This is a genomic window from Shewanella sp. c952, assembly GCF_019654975.1.
Classification (GTDB): Bacteria; Pseudomonadota; Gammaproteobacteria; order Enterobacterales; family Shewanellaceae; genus Shewanella.
On record NZ_BPEW01000021.1, the window covers coordinates 1 to 20,312 of the forward strand.

At 45.6% G+C, this 20,312-nt stretch carries 16 protein-coding genes; 1 reads left to right on the forward strand and 15 read right to left on the reverse strand.

Annotated features, from left to right (window positions below):
* Positions 1–635: 635 nt before the first annotated feature.
* Both secA and K5R16_RS14105 read right to left on the reverse strand, forming a co-directional pair.
* A complete protein-coding gene (gene secA / locus K5R16_RS14100) occupies positions 636–3,359 on the reverse strand; it encodes a preprotein translocase subunit SecA (RefSeq protein ID WP_220738201.1) in 2,724 nt (907 codons plus the stop codon).
* Between the two features lie 59 nt (positions 3,360–3,418).
* On the reverse strand, positions 3,419–4,318 hold the full coding sequence (locus tag K5R16_RS14105) for a M23 family metallopeptidase (protein WP_220738202.1): 900 nt from the start codon (positions 4,316–4,318) through the stop codon (positions 3,419–3,421).
* A gap of 27 nt (positions 4,319–4,345) precedes the next feature.
* Here K5R16_RS14105 and K5R16_RS14110 point away from each other — a divergent pair, with 27 nt between their 5' ends.
* The gene (locus K5R16_RS14110) at positions 4,346–4,798 is read left to right on the forward strand and encodes a DUF721 domain-containing protein (RefSeq protein ID WP_220738203.1); all 453 of its coding nucleotides are present in this window, start codon (positions 4,346–4,348) and stop codon (positions 4,796–4,798) included.
* A gap of 7 nt (positions 4,799–4,805) precedes the next feature.
* Here the strand turns inward: K5R16_RS14110 and lpxC are convergent, their stop codons facing one another.
* From lpxC to ftsL, 13 genes are all read right to left on the reverse strand, one after another.
* A complete protein-coding gene (gene lpxC / locus K5R16_RS14115) occupies positions 4,806–5,726 on the reverse strand; it encodes a UDP-3-O-acyl-N-acetylglucosamine deacetylase (RefSeq protein ID WP_220738204.1) in 921 nt (306 codons plus the stop codon).
* Positions 5,727–5,903: 177 nt separating this feature from the next.
* Positions 5,904–7,088: a cell division protein FtsZ gene (gene ftsZ / locus K5R16_RS14120; RefSeq protein WP_220738205.1), complete on the reverse strand. Its 1,185-nt coding sequence runs from the start codon at positions 7,086–7,088 to the stop codon at positions 5,904–5,906.
* Positions 7,089–7,119: 31 nt separating this feature from the next.
* Positions 7,120–8,355 carry a cell division protein FtsA gene (gene ftsA, locus K5R16_RS14125; protein ID WP_220738206.1) on the reverse strand — a complete coding sequence of 412 codons (1,236 nt, stop codon included), beginning with the start codon at positions 8,353–8,355 and terminating at the stop codon, positions 7,120–7,122.
* A gap of 3 nt (positions 8,356–8,358) precedes the next feature.
* Positions 8,359–9,123, reverse strand: coding sequence for a cell division protein FtsQ/DivIB (locus K5R16_RS14130; protein WP_220738207.1), 765 nt, complete (start codon positions 9,121–9,123; stop codon positions 8,359–8,361).
* Between the two features lie 105 nt (positions 9,124–9,228).
* Positions 9,229–10,698, reverse strand: a complete 1,470-nt coding sequence (gene murC, locus K5R16_RS14135; protein WP_220738208.1) for a UDP-N-acetylmuramate--L-alanine ligase — start codon at positions 10,696–10,698, stop codon at positions 9,229–9,231.
* Between the two features lies 1 nt (position 10,699).
* Positions 10,700–11,797: an undecaprenyldiphospho-muramoylpentapeptide beta-N-acetylglucosaminyltransferase gene (gene murG / locus K5R16_RS14140; protein WP_220738266.1), complete on the reverse strand. Its 1,098-nt coding sequence runs from the start codon at positions 11,795–11,797 to the stop codon at positions 10,700–10,702.
* A gap of 11 nt (positions 11,798–11,808) precedes the next feature.
* Entirely contained in the window at positions 11,809–13,026 is a 1,218-nt protein-coding gene (gene ftsW / locus K5R16_RS14145; RefSeq protein WP_220738209.1) for a cell division protein FtsW, read from the reverse strand.
* A complete protein-coding gene (gene murD, locus K5R16_RS14150) occupies positions 13,019–14,335 on the reverse strand; it encodes a UDP-N-acetylmuramoyl-L-alanine--D-glutamate ligase (protein WP_220738210.1) in 1,317 nt (438 codons plus the stop codon). Before murD ends, ftsW begins: the two co-directional genes overlap by 8 nt.
* 14 nt (positions 14,336–14,349) lie before the next feature.
* A complete protein-coding gene (gene mraY, locus K5R16_RS14155; protein ID WP_020912338.1) occupies positions 14,350–15,432 on the reverse strand; it encodes a phospho-N-acetylmuramoyl-pentapeptide-transferase in 1,083 nt (360 codons plus the stop codon).
* A complete protein-coding gene (murF, locus tag K5R16_RS14160; protein WP_220738211.1) occupies positions 15,432–16,799 on the reverse strand; it encodes a UDP-N-acetylmuramoyl-tripeptide--D-alanyl-D-alanine ligase in 1,368 nt (455 codons plus the stop codon). Before murF ends, mraY begins: the two co-directional genes overlap by 1 nt.
* On the reverse strand, positions 16,796–18,265 hold the full coding sequence (murE, locus tag K5R16_RS14165) for a UDP-N-acetylmuramoyl-L-alanyl-D-glutamate--2,6-diaminopimelate ligase (RefSeq protein WP_220738267.1): 1,470 nt from the start codon (positions 18,263–18,265) through the stop codon (positions 16,796–16,798). Before murE ends, murF begins: the two co-directional genes overlap by 4 nt.
* Positions 18,262–19,998 (reverse strand): penicillin-binding protein 2, encoded by a 1,737-nt coding sequence (locus K5R16_RS14170; protein WP_220738212.1) that lies wholly within the window; start codon positions 19,996–19,998, stop codon positions 18,262–18,264. Before K5R16_RS14170 ends, murE begins: the two co-directional genes overlap by 4 nt.
* Positions 19,995–20,309, reverse strand: a complete 315-nt coding sequence (ftsL, locus tag K5R16_RS14175; protein ID WP_220738213.1) for a cell division protein FtsL — start codon at positions 20,307–20,309, stop codon at positions 19,995–19,997. The genes K5R16_RS14170 and ftsL overlap by 4 nt, the downstream gene beginning before the upstream one ends.
* Positions 20,310–20,312 lie beyond the last annotated feature (3 nt).

Consider the following 20,312-nt stretch of genomic DNA (forward strand, 5'->3'; position numbering starts at 1 on the left):
GCGTGAAGTCATCTTTCATACTTCGCCGAAGACGCTAGGTCGTTGGCTTGAGGAGGCGTATTCTACACTCTCCAGTGGCGGCGTCAAGCGCTTATTTTAAGAAGTTTTTCAAGCGATGATTTCTTAATCACTCTCGTGAAAAGAAGCATTACCCGAAGCCCTTAAAGCGTTTGTCACCTGAGGTTAATTCCCGAAGAAGTTAATCTCTCTAACACCGCTGCAAGTCCCGTACTACCTAAGCTTTCGTTTAGTTAGTTGGCCTGCTGTGCCGTGTCAGTGGTTGCGCATTATAGGGAGATCTTGAGTAAGCGCAAGCGCTTTTTAAAGAAATAATACCTTTTTTATCATGTTTTTAGTTAAGCACATTTTAGCCACTAGTTACCCTCAGAGTTATCCACAAACAACAGTTGAAATGGCTATTTTATCGGCATGCGGTCTCAATACCGTTATGGAGTACATTATATAACTGAGCCTTTAATGTTAGTGGTGTTTTCAATTCGTGCTAGTCAAAGTGCTAAGAACTTTAGAACAAGCAGCATGAAGCCCTTATTCGTTTAAAAATACATTAGCTAATAATAAGCAAAAAAAAGGGCGACTTTAATAAGTCACCCTTCTATATCTTGTGTATGGCAGTCTTAGCTTAGCTTACCGTGACACTGTTTGTACTTCTTACCAGAACCACATGGACAAGGATCATTTCGGCCCACTTTCTCGCCTTCACGTACCTGAGGTTGAGTTGCAGCTAATGCTGCGCTCTCTTCTGCACCGACTATAGCTTCTGCTGCAGCGTGTTGGTAATCACGACGGATCTTTGCATCTTCTTGACGACGACGCTCTTCCATCTCTTCAACATCTGACTGCGCTTGAACTTGTACCTTAGACAAAATACTAATCACGTCGTGCTTTAATGATTCAAGCATCTGCTGGAATAGCTCAAACGATTCACGCTTATACTCTTGTTTAGGATTCTTTTGCGCGTAACCACGTAAGTGAATACCTTGACGTAGATGATCCATTGCCGATAGATGTTCTTTCCAAAGCCCATCTAATGTCTGCAGCATAACGGCTTTTTCAAATTGACGTAGAACTTGCTCGCCTACCATCTCTTCTTTTGCTTTATATGCATTTATCCATGTATCTACAATACGCTCACGTAATGTTTCTTCATGAAGATCATCTTCCTTATCTAGCCACTCTTGGATAGGAAGTACCATCGTATATTCTTGCTGCAATCGCTGCTCTAAACCAGCGACATCCCATAACTCTTCTACTGACTGAGGCGGGATATACTGATCCATTAATTCATTGATTACATCAGTCTGAATATTAGTAATGGTATCTTTGATACTTTCAGCATCCATAAGCTCATTACGTTGAGCGTAAACAACCTGGCGCTGATCGTTAGCTACATCATCAAACTCAAGCAGTTGCTTACGAATATCAAAGTTACGAGCTTCAACTTTACGTTGTGCGTTCTCAATGGCACGAGATACCCACGGATGCTCAATAGCTTCGCCTTCTTCCATACCAAGTTTCTTCATCATTGAAGATACACGGTCTGACGCGAAGATACGCATTAAGCTATCTTCCATTGATAGATAGAAGCGAGAAGAACCTGCGTCACCTTGACGACCAGAACGACCACGTAGTTGGTTATCGATACGGCGAGACTCATGACGCTCTGTACCTAAAATATGTAAGCCGCCAGCGTCAACAACTTCGTCATGACGTATTTGCCAATCAGCCTTAATTTTAGCTCGTTGCTCATCGGTAGGATTAGCAAGAACTTCAATTTCCATATTCCAATTGCCACCCAACACGATATCGGTACCACGACCGGCCATGTTAGTTGCGACTGTTACTGCGCCAGTACGACCCGCCTGGGCAACAATGTCAGCTTCACGCTCATGGAATTTAGCATTCAAGATCTCATGTGGGATCTTTTCTTTCTTCAATAAGCTGTGCAGTAATTCTGATTGCTCAATTGAAACAGTACCAACTAGTACTGGTTGACCGCGCTCACGACAACCTACGATATCTTTTACAATCGCGGCATACTTCTCTTCTGCAGTTAGATAAACCAAATCAGGATTATCTTGACGAACCATTGGGCGGTTAGTCGGTACCACTACGGTATCGAGGCCATAGATATGTTGGAATTCGAAAGCTTCAGTATCGGCAGTACCTGTCATACCAGCAAGCTTTTCATACTGACGGAAGAAGTTCTGGAAAGTAATCGATGCTAAAGTTTGGTTTTCATTTTGAATATGAACGCCTTCTTTTGCTTCCACAGCCTGATGTAGACCCTCAGACCAACGGCGTCCAGGCATAGTACGACCAGTGTGTTCATCAACGATGATCACTTCATTGTCTTGAACTATGTAGTCGACATCTTTTTCAAATAAGGTGTGTGCACGTAGCGCTGCATTTACGTGATGCAATAAAGAGATGTTAGCTGCAGAATACAGAGAATCGCCTTCGGCTAACATGCCACGCTCAGTCAACAAGACTTCGACCTTTTCTTGGCCTCGCTCTGTCATATGAACTTGCTTAGCTTTTTCATCGATAGAGTAATCACCTTCACCGATCTCTTCTTCAGTATCTTCTTTCTCTTGCTGAATTAGATTTGGGATCAAGGTATTTATCTTGGTGTATAGTTCTGAACTATCTTCAGCTGCACCAGAAATAATAAGTGGTGTACGCGCTTCATCAATTAAGATTGAATCGACTTCATCGATAAGTGCGTAATGCAAAGGACGTTGAACACGTTCGGCAGGTGAGAACGCCATGTTGTCACGCAGGTAGTCAAAGCCAAACTCGTTATTGGTACCGTAAGTGATATCGGCATCATAAGCGGCTTTCTTTTCTACTTGTCCAAGGCCTGCAACGTTAATTCCTACGCTTAAACCAAGGAACTCAAAAAGAGGACGGTTATTTTCAGCATCACGACCAGCTAGGTAGTCGTTAACTGTAATAACATGAACGCCTTTACCTGTTAAACCATTTAAGTATGCTGGCAACGTCGCCGTAAGCGTTTTACCTTCACCGGTACGCATCTCTGCAATTCGGTTACTATCTAGGATCATGCCACCAATAAGCTGCACATCGAAATGACGCATTTCGAAAACACGCTTTGATGCTTCACGTACGGTTGCAAATGCCTCAGGTAAAACGTCATCTAGGGTTTCCCCAGCCTCTAGACGTTCACGAAAGATTATTGTTTTTGCTTTTAAGTCTTCATCTGATAACTGCCCGTACTCTTCTTCAAAACCATTAATTTTATTAACGACTTTACCGAAAGCCTTAAGCGTACGATCGTTGCGACTACCAAATACTTTTGTCAGTAATTTACCAAACATCTGAACCACTTCTATGTTGTTGGCCAAGTCCCTTTTAGAGCCTGAAAGCCTATTTTCGATTAACCTGCCTTGCGGTAGACATATTTTTGCGGATCAATTTGCTGTCCACCGCGCAACACTTCATAGTGCACATGAGGCCCGGTTGAGCGCCCAGTACTTCCCATAACAGCGATCTTATCGCCTTTAGCGACCACGTCGCCTACGGTTACTGACAAAGCTTTATTGTGACCATAACGAGTTCGCAGACCATTACCATGGTCAATTTCAACTAGCTCGCCATACCCAAACATCTTGTCCGCCCACATAACTACGCCACCTGCGGTAGCGACTACATCGACGCCCTCTTCTCCAGCAAAGTCGATGCCTTTGTGCATCGTACGTTTACCGCTAAAGGGATCATTTCGTAAACCATAGGGCGATGATAACCAACCTTTCTTAATTGGTCGCCCAGATATATAACGTTCTTCATCTATATGGAGATTAGATGCTACCGTTTCAAGTAGTGAGAGCTGAACATTATTATTATCCATTCTTAATACCAGCGCATCCATATCTGCAATGAGCTGTTCGAGTTCGATATTAGTGCCTAATTCACTCACACCACCAACACCGACTTCTGAAGAGAAATCAAATTGATCTTCTAATTGATTATTTAGAGCAACTTGCTGACCCAACGCTTCTATACGCGTGAGTTTAGCTTGCATACGTGCAACGTGCGCCACTAACATCGACAATTGAGTCTCAGTTGCACTCTTTAAAGAGATCAACTCGCTTTTTTGCTCTTCACGAGCCAAGCGTTCACTGTCGGCATTGGTCTGTTGCTCTATAAGCTGCTTAGCATTGTGTTGATAAAGACCTGTTCCTGCTGCAATGAGCAAGATAGGTAATAACAACCAACGCTTTCCCGGTTGCCAGCGTGTGGCACCGTTTCGACCTTGAATAAAAACTGTTACACTCATAGCCTAATTAAGCCATTTTATTATCATATGAAAAAGCCCCCACAGGATCTCAGTCAATTACTGCATCAGCAAGGGAACATGCCCAACTTGGCTGAAAAAGCAGAACTGCTATTACACTTAGATCACTACGTCAAAAAAGTGCTTACTGGTCCAGTGATAGAGCAGCTAAAGGTTGCCAATCTACGCCAAGGTACCTTGGTAATTGAAACAACAACGGCGGCCTGGGCTGCAAGAATTAACTTCCAAAAACCCAAAATATTGCAAATACTGCAAGCCGAAACGCTACCCATGCTTACCGCTATCGAAGTCAAAGTCAACCCAAGCTTGTTAATGTATGAAACAAAATCCAAACCTGCTCACAACCACATAAGTGAAAATGCGGCAGCTCACATTGAAGCTTTAGCTGAACATGCAGAAGGTACGTTGGCGGTAAAACTAAAACGGCTGGCTGCATTAGCCAGCCGTTCAAGGCAATCTTAATTCGTTATTAAGCGAATACTGCACCCGAAGGTACTGAGAAACTTACTGGAGCATCAGCTTCTTTTTCAAAGCTAACGATCTCCCAAGCATCTTGCTGTGCAAGCATTGCACGCACTAACTGGTTATTCAGTGCATGCCCTGTTTTATAGGCACAGAACTCACCAACAATTGCATGACCAGCAACATAGAGGTCACCAAATGCATCAAGAATCTTGTGCTTAACGAACTCATCCTCATAACGCAGGCCATCGGGGTTGAGGACTCGATATTCGTCAAGTACAACTGCATTTTCCATACTGCCACCAAGCGCAAGATTATTTGCTCTCAAGTATTCAATATCGCGCATAAACCCAAAGGTTCTCGCACGACTAATATCTTTTACAAAGGCGGAAGATGAAAAATCCATCACCATATGCTGTTGGCTGCGGGCGATCTCAGGGTGATTAAAGTCAATGGCAAAATCAACTCTAAAACCTTTGAAAGGTTTTAACTCAGCCCACTTATCACCGTCTTCAACACGAATAGGTTTAGTGATCTTGATGTACTTCTTAGCGGCTGCTTGCTCTTCTATACCAACTGATTGGAGTAGGAATACAAAAGGACTCGCACTGCCATCCATGATCGGGATTTCAGGAGCATCGACTTCAATAATAGCGTTATCAATGCCCAAACCAGCAAGTGCCGCAAACAGATGCTCAATTGTCGAAATACGAACACCGTCGTCATTTACCAGCGCAGTACACATTGTCGTTTCACGCACTTGATCAGCAACAGCTGGAATTTCAACTGCCGGAGACAAATCGGTACGAACAAGCATGATGCCAGTATTAACAGGTGCGGGTTTAATGATCAAAGTAACCTTGTTGCCGGAATGCAATCCGACACCAGTAGTTTTAACCATTTCTTTGACTGTTCTTTGAAAAATCATGTATTTACCCGTTTATTCGCTCAACAAAAAAGCACAAACTATACACTTTTTAACCGTGTACAGGCGATGCTGGTCGGATATCTTAGCATATCTTTGCAAATACACCAAAAACACACCCACTATAAGACAATACATTAGTATAGCCTTATAATAGTTAACACCTTATTAACATTCGTTTTAATCAGCTTGCTTACGCAAAAATGCTGGAATGTCTAAGTAATCAAGGTCGCTCTTTTTCTCTGCTGTTGGTGCTGCTGCTGGTTGAGTTGCAGCGGCTGTATTCCCGTGTGATAACGTTGGCGAAATTGGATCTTCCGCAGCAAAGGTTTCAGTACGAGTTTCCGCCGGAACAATCGGCTCTGGACGCGGAGCAGGCTTTGTTACCAACTGAATATCAGGCTTTTTCTCAGCGCCAATACCAGTTGCTACAACCGTTACACGCAGCTCATCTGACATTTCAGGATCAATAACGGCACCGACAACCACAGTCGCATTGTCAGAAGCGTAAGCTTTAACGTGGTTACCCACAGTCTCAAACTCTTCGATGCTCATATCCATACCGGCTGTGATATTCACAAGTACACCACGAGCACCAGCAAGATCGATATCTTCTAGTAGAGGACTTGCAACAGCGGCTTCTGCCGCTTCTTCAGCACGATCTTCGCCACTTGCTACACCTGTGCCCATCATGGCATTACCCATTTCTGACATAACCGTTTTCACATCGGCGAAATCGACGTTAATCAAACCTGGACGCGTGATAAGCTCAGCAATACCTTGCACCGCACCAAGTAGTACGTTGTTTGCTGCAGCAAAAGCGTCAAGCAATGATGTACCGCGACCCAGCACTTTTAATAACTTTTCATTTGGAATCGTGATCAGTGAGTCAACATTTTTAGCCAGTTGCTCAATACCTTGATCAGCGAAGGTCATGCGCTTCTTACCTTCGAATGGGAATGGCTTAGTCACAACTGCAACAGTAAGAATCCCCTCTTCACGAGCAACTTCTGCCACTACTGGAGCTGCACCCGTTCCGGTACCACCGCCCATACCCGCAGCAATAAAGATCATGTCAGATCCTTTAATCGCGTTGCGAATACTTTCTTTATCTTCTTCAGCCGCTAGACGACCAATTTCTGGATTCGCCCCAGCACCTAAACCTTTAGTGACATCGCGGCCTAGCTGAATCGTTGTGCTAGCAGCTGATTTACGTAATGCTTGCGCATCAGTATTTGTCGCTACGAATTCAACACCTTCGATATTGTGCTTAACCATATGCTCGACAGCATTACCGCCACCGCCACCGACACCGATGACCTTGATCACCGCTTCATCTGTATGACTATCCATGATCTCAAACATGGTATTTTCTCCGTTTGCCTGCGTTACTAAATTAAAACTCGCCTTTAAACCAACTTTGGACCCGATTCCAAAGACTGGTGACCCCTTGTCGTTCTGGGCGCTCAAACTGACGTTCAATCACTCTGCGCGCACCATAATGAAGCAGCCCAACCCCTGTGGAGTAGATAGGCTGATCGACATATTCATATAAACCTTTAACTGGTAACGGTTGTGCCATTCTTACGGGCATACCGAACGTTGCTTCAGCAACATCAACCGCGCCTTCAATTGAAGCCGTACCACCTGTTAGCACAATGCCCGCTGCGACTTGATCTTCAAGCCCACAATCGCGCAACTGCTTTAAAATTAATTCAAATAGCTCTTGGTATCTTGGCTCAACCACTTCTGCCAGCGTATGCCGAGACATACTGCGCGATGGACGCCCACCGACGGAAGGTACTTCAATACTGTCTTCTCGGCTTACCATTGAGCTTCGCGCACTAGCATGCTGCACTTTAATTTGCTCAGCATGGGATAACGGAGTGCGGAAAATCTTAGCGATGTCGTTAGTCACCTGGTTGCCAGCAACTGGAACTACCGCACAATGGCGTAATGCACCGTTGGTATAAACTGCGATATCAGTTGTACCGCCACCCATATCAACTAAGCAGACACCCAGATCTTTTTCATCATCGGTTAACACCGAGTCAGCAGAGGCAATGGCCGAAAACACGAGGTCATCAACTTTTAGCCCGCAACGCTCAACACTCTTAGTAATATTCTTAGCCATGTCATTAGCACAAGTCACGATATGCACTTTTGCTTCCATACGCATACCCGACATACCAATAGGGCTCTTAATCCCATCTTGTACGTCGATAGCATATTCTTGCGGCAATACGTGCAAAATTCGTCTCTCAGTTGGAATCTTTACTGAGCGCGCTGTATGAATAACGTTGTCGACATCTTCTTGTGTCACTTCTTCATCATTAATCGATACCATGCCATTTTCGTTCTGACATTCGATATGCTTGCCTGAAATACTCAGGTAAACCGAAGAGACTTGGCAGTCTGCCATTAATTCTGCTTGATCGAGTGCGCGTTGCACACTGCGTACAATAGAATCAAGATCGTTTACACCGCCTTTATCCATCCCTCTTGAAGGGTGGTTGCCGAGGCCGACAATACTGATCTCGCCATCAGGCAATACTTCACCAATGATCACAGCAACTTTTGAAGTTCCTATGTCCAAGGCAACGATCAGATTTCTATCTAGATTCTTAGTCATTAATTAACGGCTCTCTGTTTGTGCATCATCCCAATCTACGGCCAGTCCAGTGTCGTAGCGCAAATCCACCACCCCTACCTTTTTATCTTGCGCTGCAAGCTTGGGGTAGACGTGAATAAACCTTTGTATCCTTGTCATACTATCTTCTCGGCCAAGCTCAAGCCTGATACCGTTATTTAACTCTGCATGCCATGCATGTCTTGCACTTAAGCTCAAACTCTTCAAGCTAAACCCATTGATTGTTAACAGCTCACCTAGTTGCTGGTAGGTTGTCAGCACTGACTTACCTTGTGCCTCAGGCCCCGTCAACGAAGGTAAATTGGGTATCCCCTCTTTTGCTGGAGCATCAAACACATCACCATAGGTGTTGAGCCAAGCATCCCCATTCCAATGGGCAACAGGAACTTGTTCGATTAAATACACTTTTAACTTTGCAGGCCACTCGCGCCTTACCGATGCCTGATAAACCCATGGCAGCGCTTCCAATGCCTGCTGCACTTGATTCACGTCTGCAGAGAAAAAACTCCTTTGCATCAAATCTTGCAGTGCAACTTGAATCTCTTGGTCAGCGGTATAATTCCGCTCACCGTTAATCGCGACAGCTTCAATCGGTAACGCATCCGCATCATTCAATACTGCATTGAGCTTAAAAGCCGCAGCCGAAAGTCCAATTAAAACGCACGCTAAAAACACTAACCCAAAGCATAAATACCAGTCGGTTTTTAACAGCAAAACACGAACACGTTGGCCTTTATCGCTCCAAGACATCCTCACGCCCTCTTTTTAGGTCGTGAAGACGGAAAACCGGCCATTATATAGACCTTATCCTGAGCGTCAAAATTTGCAGTGTAACTCATTGTATATATTTCTAAGTTACTCATTTTTATCTTCAGCTTCTTTTGCTTCGAAACCTAAATTTGACTGTGCCAAATTTCGTGATAACACGCCAATGTTACCCGCGCCTTGAGTGAGAAGCAGATCACCATTTTGAAGTAATTCTGGCAATACCGTTTGTAACTGCTCATTATTGGCAACAAATACAGGCTCTAGCTGACCACGGACTCGAATAGAGCGACACAAAGCACGACTATCGGCCCCTGGTATAGCGGCTTCTCCAGCGGCATAAACATCAAGCAATAACAAGCAATCAACCTGAGACAGTACTTCAACAAAATCTTCATAAAGATCACGAGTACGACTATAACGATGCGGTTGATAGATCATCACTAATCGGCGCTCTGGCCAACCCTGTCTTGCCGCTTTTATTGTTGCTGCGACTTCACTTGGATGGTGACCGTAATCATCTACCAGTTTTATCTCGCCTTTACTGGTTTCAAAATCACCGACCTGCTGGAAACGGCGACCAATTCCCTGAAATTCAGCAAGTGCTTTTACGATAGCCTCGTCTTCTATATCATCTTCACTCGCGACAGCAATTGCCGCTAAGGCATTTAACACATTGTGTTCGCCCGGCAAGTTTACCGATAGTTGCAGATCTGCCACGCCGTTACGCTTAACAGTAAATTGACTGCTATAACCTGTTTGAGTGAAACCAACCGCTTGTACATCGGCTTCGTCACTAAAGCCATAGGTGACCACTCTTCTGCTAAAACGTGGTAATAATTCGCGCACGATAGGATCGTCGATACAAACCACCGCAACACCATAAAATGGCAGATTATGGATGAAATCGACAAAAGTATTCTTAAGCTTTTCTATATCGCCGCCGTAGGTATCCATATGATCGGCTTCGATGTTAGTCACCACACTGACCATTGGCTGCAGGTGCAAAAAGCTCGCATCACTTTCGTCGGCTTCGGCGATCAAGTAACGGCTATGACCTAAGCGGGCATTAGTGCCTGCGCTATTTAATAAGCCACCAATAACAAAAGTAGGATCACGATCTGCTTGGCCATAAACACTGGCAATTAAACTGGTTGTGGTTGTTTTACCATGGGTGCCAGCAACCGCAACGCCGTGGCGGTAACGCATCAGCTCAGCCAACATCTCTGCACGCTGCACCACAGGGATCCGCAACTCTTTCGCGGCTACCAATTCTGGGTTATCAGCACTAATTGCAGTAGAAACTACAACTACATCAACATCTTTAACGTTTGCTGCACTGTGGCCAACATGGATAACAGCACCTAACTGGCTTAGCCGCTCGGTAACTGCATTTTCAGCGATGTCGGAGCCACTTAACTTGTAGCCCTCGTTAACAAGCACTTCCGCTATGCCGCCCATACCCGCACCACCTATTCCAACAAAATAGATATGCTTCACCCTACGCATTTCAGGGATCATGGTTCTTAGCTGCGAATACTTCTCTGCTTTGTTACTCATCTCAACCCTTTTCCGCTAATTTAATACAGACGTCGGCTACTCGTTGTGTTGCATCGAGTACAGCCACATCTCGGGCGCGCTCGCCCATTTTGCATAACTCTTTTCTGTCTGACGCTAGCATCGACAATTTACTTATCAACTTACTGCTATCCACTAAAGGTTGTGGTAGTAAAAATGCAGCACCTGCTTCAACCAGTACTTGGGCATTTTTGGTTTGATGGTCATCTACAGCATGGGGATATGGCACTAATAGGCTCGGCAAACCAACTGCTGCAAGTTCTGACACCGTCAATGCACCCGAACGGCACACAACCACATCAGCCCAACGATATGCGGCTTCCATATCATCAATAAACTCAGCGACCTTCACGCTACCATCTTGGCCTAAGTGCTGATATTCGGCCTTAACCGAAGCTAAATTATTACGTCCAACTTGATGCCAGACAGTCATAGGATGAGTTTTACTTACGCCCTCAAGCGCTCCAGGCATGACATCGTTAAATATCTTGGCACCTAAGCTCCCCCCCACGACTAAAACCTTCAGCGCTTCCTCTTCACAAGCTTTATCTCTGTTACCACCCAGTGCAATTAACTCTTTACGAATAGGATTACCTACAGTTTCAGCACTGACATCTGTAAATGTGTCCGGGAATGCGCACAACACTTCAGAGGCGACCTTGGATAAAAGCTTATTGGTCATCCCTGGAATAGCATTTTGCTCATGCAAAACTAATGGGATGCCTGATAATCTTGCAGCAACTCCGCCGGGGCCGCTGGCAAAGCCACCCATGCCCATCACCACATCAGGTTTAAAATCTTGGATCACTGAGCGAGCTTGCATAACTGAACGCAGGATCTTGAAAGGAGCAGCCAATTTACGTAATAAACCGTTACCTCGGACTCCCTTGATATCAAGAAAGTCGATATCGAAGCCGTGTTGAGGCACTAATCTCGCTTCCATTCTATCGGCTGTACCTAACCAGCGTACCTTCCAGCCCTGCTGACTTAGGTATTTAGCAACCGCAAGCGCAGGAAAGACATGACCGCCAGTGCCGCCTGCCATAATTAAAATGCGCTTCTGTTGTGCTTGGTCAGTCATTAATTCACTCATTATTTTGGACCTCGGCCTTCAACGGCTTGGATCACACTTAATCGTCTTTCATAATCAATTCGGATCAACATCATCGCAGCTGCCGTCATGACCCATAAACTACTACCACCATAGCTAATGAATGGCAGAGTCAAACCTTTTGTGGGTAACATGCCGATACTTGCTCCCACATTGACCACCGTTTGAAAGCAGATCCAAATACCAATGCCGTAGGCAAGGTAGCCATCAAATGCGCGCTCAAGCGATAAACACATATTCCCCAGTTTTATCGCTCTCAAAGCGACAAACAGCAGCACCGCAAGTACCACAATAATGCCGATAAACCCTAATTCCTCACCAATAACGGCAAAGATGAAATCGGTATGAGCTTCAGGCAGGTACTCTAATTTTTGAATGCTATTTCCTAAACCTTGTCCAAACCAGTCGCCACGCCCATAAGCCATCAACGATTGAGTTAGCTGATAACCACTACCAAATGGATCTTGCCAAGGGTCTAAAAATGACGTCACTCGTCGCATACGGTATGGCTCTAATGCCACCAAAGCCACAAACGCTAATACTCCGGTGAGGATCAGTGCGAAAAAGTCTAACAATCTGGCTCCAGCCAAAAAGAGTAAGCCTACAGTGCCAACAAATAGCACTACTACGGTACCTAAATCCGGCTGCATTAAAATTAGAAATGCATACACCGCGAAGACAGCGATTGGTTTATAAAACCCTTTGGCATTTTCTCTAATCTCTTGGTGACGTCTTACTAAGTAGCCCGCCATATAAATTGCAAAGACAAACTTGGCGATCTCTGCAACCTGTATCCGAATCGGCCCGACAGCTAACCAGCGCGTGGCACCATTTACGGTGGTCCCCACTAACAATACTGCGACCAGCATGATGCCAACAATCAACAGTAAAAATGGACTAAAGTTTTGCCAATGGCGCATCTCTACTTGTAAAACGACTGCCGCGATAATCATACAGCCCACCAAATACGCGCCATGGCGCCATACAAAGTGAAATGGATTACCCGTTAAACTCTGCGCTTCAGGCATGGAGGCGGACATCACCATCACAAATCCAAAGCAGATTAACGACAATACCGCGAACAGCAATGCTCGATCATACAGCTGCATGCCAGGCGCAGCTCTATCTGCAAATAGGTTTGCTAGCGACCACTTAAAGCGGCCGCTAAACAGACTGAGTTGCTTCTCAGCGCTAGGCATTTAACTTGCCAACTTCAGCGCGAAAGTCATCGCCACGCGCCATAAAATTAGGGTACATATCTAAACTGGCACATGCTGGTGACAGAATAACGATATCACCTGCTGTTGAAATTTCATTGGCTAACGCTACCGCTTCAGCCATGGTTTCAACGGACTGTGCGCCCTCTTTGAGAACGGCAATTTTGTCACCATCTTTACCTAAGGTGATTAAACTACTGACCTTTTCGAGTGCCGCTGCTAAAGCGGAAAAATCTGCACCTTTACCGTCACCGCCAGCAATCAAAATCAATTCACCTAAGTGCTCACTCAAGCCTTCGATGGCTGCTACTGTTGCACCGACATTGGTTGCTTTAGAGTCGTTAACATAAGTCACTCCAGCAATATCGGCGACCACTTCACAGCGATGAGTCAGCCCAGTGAACTGTTTAGCAACTGCGACTAAGTCTTTCCTGCCGATATCAACGCTGCTCGCCAGCGCCATTGCCGCAATCAAATTAGCGTAGTTATGGCTGCCCACCAAAGCGACTTCGCTAATAGGCATAATCACACTGCTACCACGCACGATATTGCCATCGGCAATGCCCCAAGCATCCACTTCTGGCGCATCTAAACCAAAGCTATTTTGGTTCATAGGGCTATTTGGCAACGTCAACAGATCTTCTCGATTAAACAGTACACTTTTGCTTTGGTCATACAGATTCAATTTGGCTTGTCGGTAAGACTCCAAATCACTGTAACGATCCATATGATCTTCACTAATGTTTAAACAGGTTGCCGCAATACAGTTGAGGCTATGGGTGGTTTCAAGCTGGAAACTTGATAACTCAAGCACATAAAGCTCTTTTGGATTCAATAACAGATCCAATACAGGAATACCTATATTGCCACCCAAGGCATAAGATAACCCTGCCGCGGCGGCCATTTCGCCGACTAAGGTAGTGACTGTAGACTTACCATTTGAGCCGGTGATGCCTATGACACGAGCGGAGCTATTGGCGATCGCTCTAGCGAATAGCTCGACATCACCAATCACTTCAATGCCCATATCAAATGCAGCGCGTACCTCTGGCGTTTCAACAGAAATACCCGGGCTAATGATAATCTGAGAGGCTTGAACTAAGTAACGGCAATCAAACCCGCCAGCGATTAGCTCAACATCAGGGTAAGCGGCAGCCAGTTGATCTGCACCAGGAGGCTGCTCTCGACTGTCCATCACCAAAGGGATTACTCCCTGATCACACAGGTAGCGAACAACCGATAAGCCAGTTGCTCCCAAACCTAATACTATGTGTGAATACTGCTGCGCCATGTTATATGTCCGTTTTATCTAAGCTTCAACGTTGCAAGACCAAGCAACACTAAGAACAAGGAGATGATCCAAAAGCGTACGATAACCCGCGGCTCTGGCCACCCTTTTAACTCATAATGATGATGTATCGGTGCCATACGGAAGATACGCTGGCCTCTTAGCTTGTAAGAACCGACCTGCAATATAACGGAGACGGTCTCCATCACGAACACGCCGCCCATAATGACAAGCAAGATCTCTTGACGCACTAATACCGCGATTGCGCCAAGTGCTGCACCAAGTGCTAGAGAACCTACATCCCCCATAAATACTTGTGCTGGATAGGTGTTAAACCATAAAAACCCAAGCCCGGCACCGACAATCGCAGTACAGACAATCACTAACTCACCCGCTCCGGGTAGATAAGGAATGTGCAAATAGTTTGCAAATTGAACGTGTCCAGAAAGGTATGCTATCAATGCAAAAGCAGCTGCGACCATAACGGTTGGCATAATAGCTAGACCATCGAGACCATCTGTTAAGTTAACCGCGTTACTTGAGCCCACAATCGTGAAGTACACTAATACAATAAAGAAAGCACCCAGTTGTGGCATCACATCTTTAAAGAAAGGCACGACTAACTGCGTTTCTCCAGCCGTATCAGCTGATGCGTAAAGGTAAACAGCAATCACAATGGCAGCGATAGATTGCAATAGGTATTTCCAGCGTGCGATCAAGCCTTTAGTGTCTTTTCGAACCACTTTACGATAATCATCGATAAAACCAATGGTGCCGAAACTTGCCAGCACAAACAGCACAACCCACACATAGCGACTACCTAAATCGCCCCAAAGCAGTACACTAATAAAAATACCAGCAAGAATAAGTAAGCCACCCATTGTCGGTGTTCCACGCTTACTAAAATGAGACTCTGGGCCGTCGTTACGTACGACTTGGCCAATTTGTAATAACTGCAAGCGTTCTATCATCTTTGGTCCCCACCAAAGACTAAACATCAATGCCGTCATCAATCCAAGAATGGCTCGGAAGGTGACATAAGAAAATACGTTAAACCCACTGTAAAACTGGGTTAAATACTCCGCCAGGTAAACCAGCATTAAACAAACTCCCCGCGACCAAAGGCCATTGTTAAAGCTTCAACTACACGTTCCATTCTCGCACTGCGAGAACCTTTGACTAAGATTGTGATATCGCCATTAGACTCATTAATGTGAGCGACTAATTTTTCGACTAATCCATCAATATTTTTGTGGTGTGCAGCACCAAAAGCATGACTCGCACCTTCACTTAGCTCGCCAACACAAAACAGTGCATCAACACCTTTTGCTTTAGCTTCTGCGCCTAGCTCATTGTGCAAAAGGGCGGCATTGTCGCCTAATTCTCCTAAATCACCCAGCACTAAACACCGATTTCCGTTAATTTCTTGAAGCCAGTCAATCGCAGCGCCTACTGAGGCGGGGTTAGCATTATAGCTATCATCAATTACTGTCACTCTGCCGAAACGAGTTGGCAACATTCTGCCCTTAACGGGTTCAAGCAGGCTCAGTCCTTGATTGATAAAGCTTAATGACATACCAAGTGCCAAACATATACTACTAGCAGCCAATGCATTAAGTACCTGATGGCGGCCTGCAAGCGGTAAAACCACAGATTCAACTTGCTCAGCATAAGAAATATCGAAGCGGTATCGCCCACCTTTATCGGCGTGCAAAGCAGTCGCTTTCACATCAGCGTCCGCATCAATAGCAAAGGTCAACTGAGTTAAATGGCTAGATGCCGCTAACATCACTGCAGCAAAAGCATCGTCAGCATTGATAACAGCGGTACCATCTGTAGCAACGTGATTGAATATCTCAGATTTAGCCTTGGCAACTCCCGCTAACGAGCCAAACCCTTCAAGGTGTGCCGAGGCGACATTATTCACCATCGCCACACTGGGTTTCACTAGGCTAGAGGTATAATCGATTTCTCCAGCATGATTAGCACCAAGTTCAAATACACCAAACTGATCACCAGCTTGTAAACGTAACAATGTCAGCGGTACACCGATTTCGTTGTTAAAATTACCTGCGGTATAAAGCACTGGGTGTTGTTGTGTCAGAATCGTAGCAACCATCTCTTTTACGCTGGTTTTGCCGTTTGACCCTGTTAATGCAACACAGACTGGCGCTAGCTTTTCGCGTACATAAGCGCCAATTTCACCCATCGCTCGCTGGCTGTTATCTACAATGATTTGCGAGATGGCAAGAGGGAGTTCCCGTTCAACCATCACCGCTCTTGCACCATTTTCAGCGGCTGATGCAACAAAGTTATGGCCATCAAAGTTGTCACCCTTCAGTGCTACAAATAGTGTTTGCCCATCCACAGCGCGACTATCACTCGATACCTGTTCTATCGACAAATCTTCCCCAAGCAACTTGCCACCAAGGTGCTCAGCGATTTCAGTTAACGATAGCTTTATCATGCGTTACCTTCCGCTATGGCTTTGGTAAACGCGCGTTCGTCATAATTCAATTTTTCACCATTAACTTCTTGGTAGGTTTCATGCCCTTTACCGGCAAGTAGCACCATGTCACCAGGCTTTGCCTGTGCAACAACTTCTCTAATAGCGGCTTTACGATTAACTTGAGATTGTGCCTTTTGCGGCTCAGTAAATCCTGAAAAAACATCTGCGATGATATCTTCAGGGTTTTCACTGCGTGCATTATCGCTGGTCACCATCACGTGATCGGCAAACTGCTCTGCACTGCTTGCCATCATAGGTCGCTTACCCGAATCTCTATCTCCGCCACAACCAAACAAGCACCATAATTCACTCTTACAGTGCACTCTCAATGCTTGTAAAGCCTGCTGGATAGCATCTGGCGTGTGGGCATAATCGACGACTAAGGTTACATTAGCGGTGGTGGTAAATCGCTCCATTCGACCAGCAACAGGCGTCAGGGCTGAGGCGAGTTTAACCAGTAGCGCCATATCTTCGCCTACCAGATAGAGTGCGCCTAAAGCTGCCACTAAATTGGAAAGGTTAAAGTCACCTAATAGCCGCGACTGCAACTTAGCTTCACCTTCAGGCCAAACTAACGTGCACGACACGCCGCCATCATGGTATTGGCACTGCTTGGCATAGATATCCGCTTTGGCATTACCCTTAATGCTGAAACCTAGCGTTTTAGTTGATGTAGCTTGTGCTAACCATGATGCTCCGGTTTCGTCATCACAATTTATCAAGCCTGCACGTAATGAGCTGAAATTAAACAGACGTTGCTTAGCTGCGCCGTATGCTTCCATCGTATGGTGGTAATCGAGATGATCACGGCTCAAATTGGTAAATACGGCCACATCAAAAGGCACCGCTTCTACGCGGCCCTGTACTAAGCCATGACTAGATACTTCCATAGCGCAGGTATCAGCATGGCTTTTTTCAAAATTCTGTAACTGCTTAATCAGGGTAATAGCGTCGGCAGTCGTGTTGCCACTATCGACGAGCTCGCCCCATAAACCATTACCAAGTGTACCCATCACGGCAGTTTGCTTCTGTTGCAGTTGCTGTAATTGAGCAATTAACTGCGTCACAGAGGTTTTGCCGTTAGTGCCTGTCACACCGATAATCCGTGGACGCTGACTCGACAAAGGGTATGCCTGCGCAGCTAACGCTGACACTTGACGATTTAATTGGAAAAACGCAATCTGCAAGCCATTTTCGTTGCTAATTTTGCCATGTTCTTCTGGCGAGTCGGTATGTACCAACACTGCTGCAGCACCGTTATCCAATGCGGTTTGAATATACTGTCGTCCATCTACCTGATAACCAGGTACTGCGACAAAAAGATCGCCCGCTTTTAGCGCACGGCTATCAAGCGTGAGATCATTGAAAACTTCTATTCCTGAATAGTGAAACCAGGGAGCAAGGAGATCTCGAATTAACATTATTCTGCACTCCTAGATAAAGCCGCCAAACGAACTTTTTCGCGGCTGGAAATGGGTTCAACATTCAACATTTGTAATGCACCGGACATCACTGATGCAAATACGGGAGCAGCAATATCGCCACCATAGTATCTATCGCCCTTAGGTTCATTAACGACCACCGCGATAGCAAGTCTAGGGTTATGCACTGGCGCCACACCGGCAAAAATAGCCACGTAGTCTTCGCCGTAACCACCGGCAACGGCTTTACGTGCGGTGCCCGTTTTACCCGCAACTGGGTAACCTTCAATATGGGCCTTACGTGCTGTGCCGCCTTTCTCGGTGACGCCAACCAGCATTTCCATCACATTCTGCGCGACATCAGCAGATATGACCTGGGTACCTTCAGGCTTTTTCTTAAGCTTGAGAATAGAGGTAGGATAAAGTACCCCTTTACTGCCAAGCGTTGCGTACATTCTGGCGATCTGTAATGGCGTAGCCATTAAGCCGTAACCGAACGACAGTGTCGCTCGCTCAAACTCAGACCAACGACGTCGATCATGAATAAGGCCCGCACTCTCGCCCTCAAGGTTAATGCCTGAGTAGTTGCCGAGTCCCATCGCTTGATACGAACCAAGCAACTCTTGCACAGGCATCGATAATGCAATTTTTGTCATGCCAACGTTACTTGAATGCACCAAGATTCCGGCTAGCGACAGATCGCCATAGTTGCGAGTATCACGTACAATTTTACCGCCAATACGCATTCGACCGGGATTCGTTTTAATGATGTCGTCGAGCTTAATAGTCCCCGCTTCAAGCGCTGCCGCGACTACGAAGGGTTTAATGGTTGAGCCTGGCTCATAAGCATCAGTAAGTGCACGGTTGCGCATCCGATAACTCTGCAAGTTCTCACGCGAATTTGGGTTGTAAGAGGGAGTATTAGCCATCGCCAACACTTCACCAGTATTGACATCGAGCACCACAATCGACGCTGATGTTGCTTGGTTCGCTTCAGTGGCCTTTTTTATCTCTCGATATGCCAATTGCTGAATACGTTGGTCGAGGCTTAAAACGAGATCATTGGGGCTTTCACCCTCTTGCACCATGTCGAGTCTTTCAACAACATGGCCATCGCGAGATTTACGCACTTTCTGTTTACTCGGCGTGCCCGTTAACCAATCGTTATAGGTATTTTCTATCCCTTCAATGCCTAAATCGTCAATATTGGTAATCCCAACTAACTGAGCCGAGATCTCGCTAGTTGGATAGTAGCGACGTGATTCAGGCTTGAGGTAAACACCGGGTAATTTGAGTTTTTTAATATAATCAGCAACAGCTGGGGTAACTTGACGCTTTAAGTAGGTAAATCGTTTACGCGGATTACTTTGGACTCGTTTTAGAATTTTATCTTTCGGTTCATGCAGCACATCAGCAAGTGCTTGCCAACGGCGCATATCAACAAAACCATTTTCGTCATGCACCACTTTAGGATCGGCATATACAGCTTTAACAGGCACACTGACCGCTAACATCTCACCGTTTCTGTCGGTGATCAGTCCGCGTTGCACCTCTCGGCTAGTGGTTCTTAAAGTGCGCATATCACTTTCATGGCGCAGCTTCTCTGGCTCGATAATTTGAATATAAGCCGCTCGACCAATAAGACTGGTAAATAGCATGCAAACAAACGCCACAACAACGTATAAACGCCATTGAATCAATTGTGGTTTCTGCTTACGCTTTGCCTGTTTACTCATGGGACTCTAACTACCACCTCTTCTTTGGGTAAAGGGCGCCTCATATTGAGCTCTTTAGTCGCCATCCGGGTTACTCGGCTATGTTCTGAGCGAGACTGCTCTTCAAGTAACAGGTTTCGCCATTCAATATCTAATCGGTCACGCTCTTGCAGCAACTGTTCCCACTTACTGGTGTACTTTCGCCCTTCGTAACTGGTGTAAACCACTGCAATAGCGTTGAGCATGACGAGTAATGCGACAACCATGACCCATTTGTGATGCCATAGATCTAGCAACACAATGCGGGTTAGGTTTAGCTGCGATTTACTCACCAA

Coding starts and splice junctions, on each gene's coding strand:
- lpxC (WP_220738204.1), bottom strand. CDS start 5,726: ATGATTTTTCAAAGAACAGTCAAAGAAATGGTTAAAACTACTGGTGTC.
- ftsW (WP_220738209.1), bottom strand. CDS start 13,026: ATGCCTAGCGCTGAGAAGCAACTCAGTCTGTTTAGCGGCCGCTTTAAG.
- murF (WP_220738211.1), bottom strand. CDS start 16,799: ATGATAAAGCTATCGTTAACTGAAATCGCTGAGCACCTTGGTGGCAAG.
- murG (WP_220738266.1), bottom strand. CDS start 11,797: ATGACTGACCAAGCACAACAGAAGCGCATTTTAATTATGGCAGGCGGC.
- ftsZ (WP_220738205.1), bottom strand. CDS start 7,088: ATGTTTGAGATCATGGATAGTCATACAGATGAAGCGGTGATCAAGGTC.
- K5R16_RS14170 (WP_220738212.1), bottom strand. CDS start 19,998: ATGAGTAAACAGGCAAAGCGTAAGCAGAAACCACAATTGATTCAATGG.
- mraY (WP_020912338.1), bottom strand. CDS start 15,432: ATGCTGGTTTACCTGGCGGAGTATTTAACCCAGTTTTACAGTGGGTTT.
- K5R16_RS14130 (WP_220738207.1), bottom strand. CDS start 9,123: ATGTCTTGGAGCGATAAAGGCCAACGTGTTCGTGTTTTGCTGTTAAAA.
- secA (WP_220738201.1), bottom strand. CDS start 3,359: ATGTTTGGTAAATTACTGACAAAAGTATTTGGTAGTCGCAACGATCGT.
- murC (WP_220738208.1), bottom strand. CDS start 10,698: ATGAGTAACAAAGCAGAGAAGTATTCGCAGCTAAGAACCATGATCCCT.
- murD (WP_220738210.1), bottom strand. CDS start 14,335: ATGGCGCAGCAGTATTCACACATAGTATTAGGTTTGGGAGCAACTGGC.
- K5R16_RS14105 (WP_220738202.1), bottom strand. CDS start 4,318: ATGAGTGTAACAGTTTTTATTCAAGGTCGAAACGGTGCCACACGCTGG.
- K5R16_RS14110 (WP_220738203.1), top strand. CDS start 4,346: ATGAAAAAGCCCCCACAGGATCTCAGTCAATTACTGCATCAGCAAGGG.
- ftsA (WP_220738206.1), bottom strand. CDS start 8,355: ATGACTAAGAATCTAGATAGAAATCTGATCGTTGCCTTGGACATAGGA.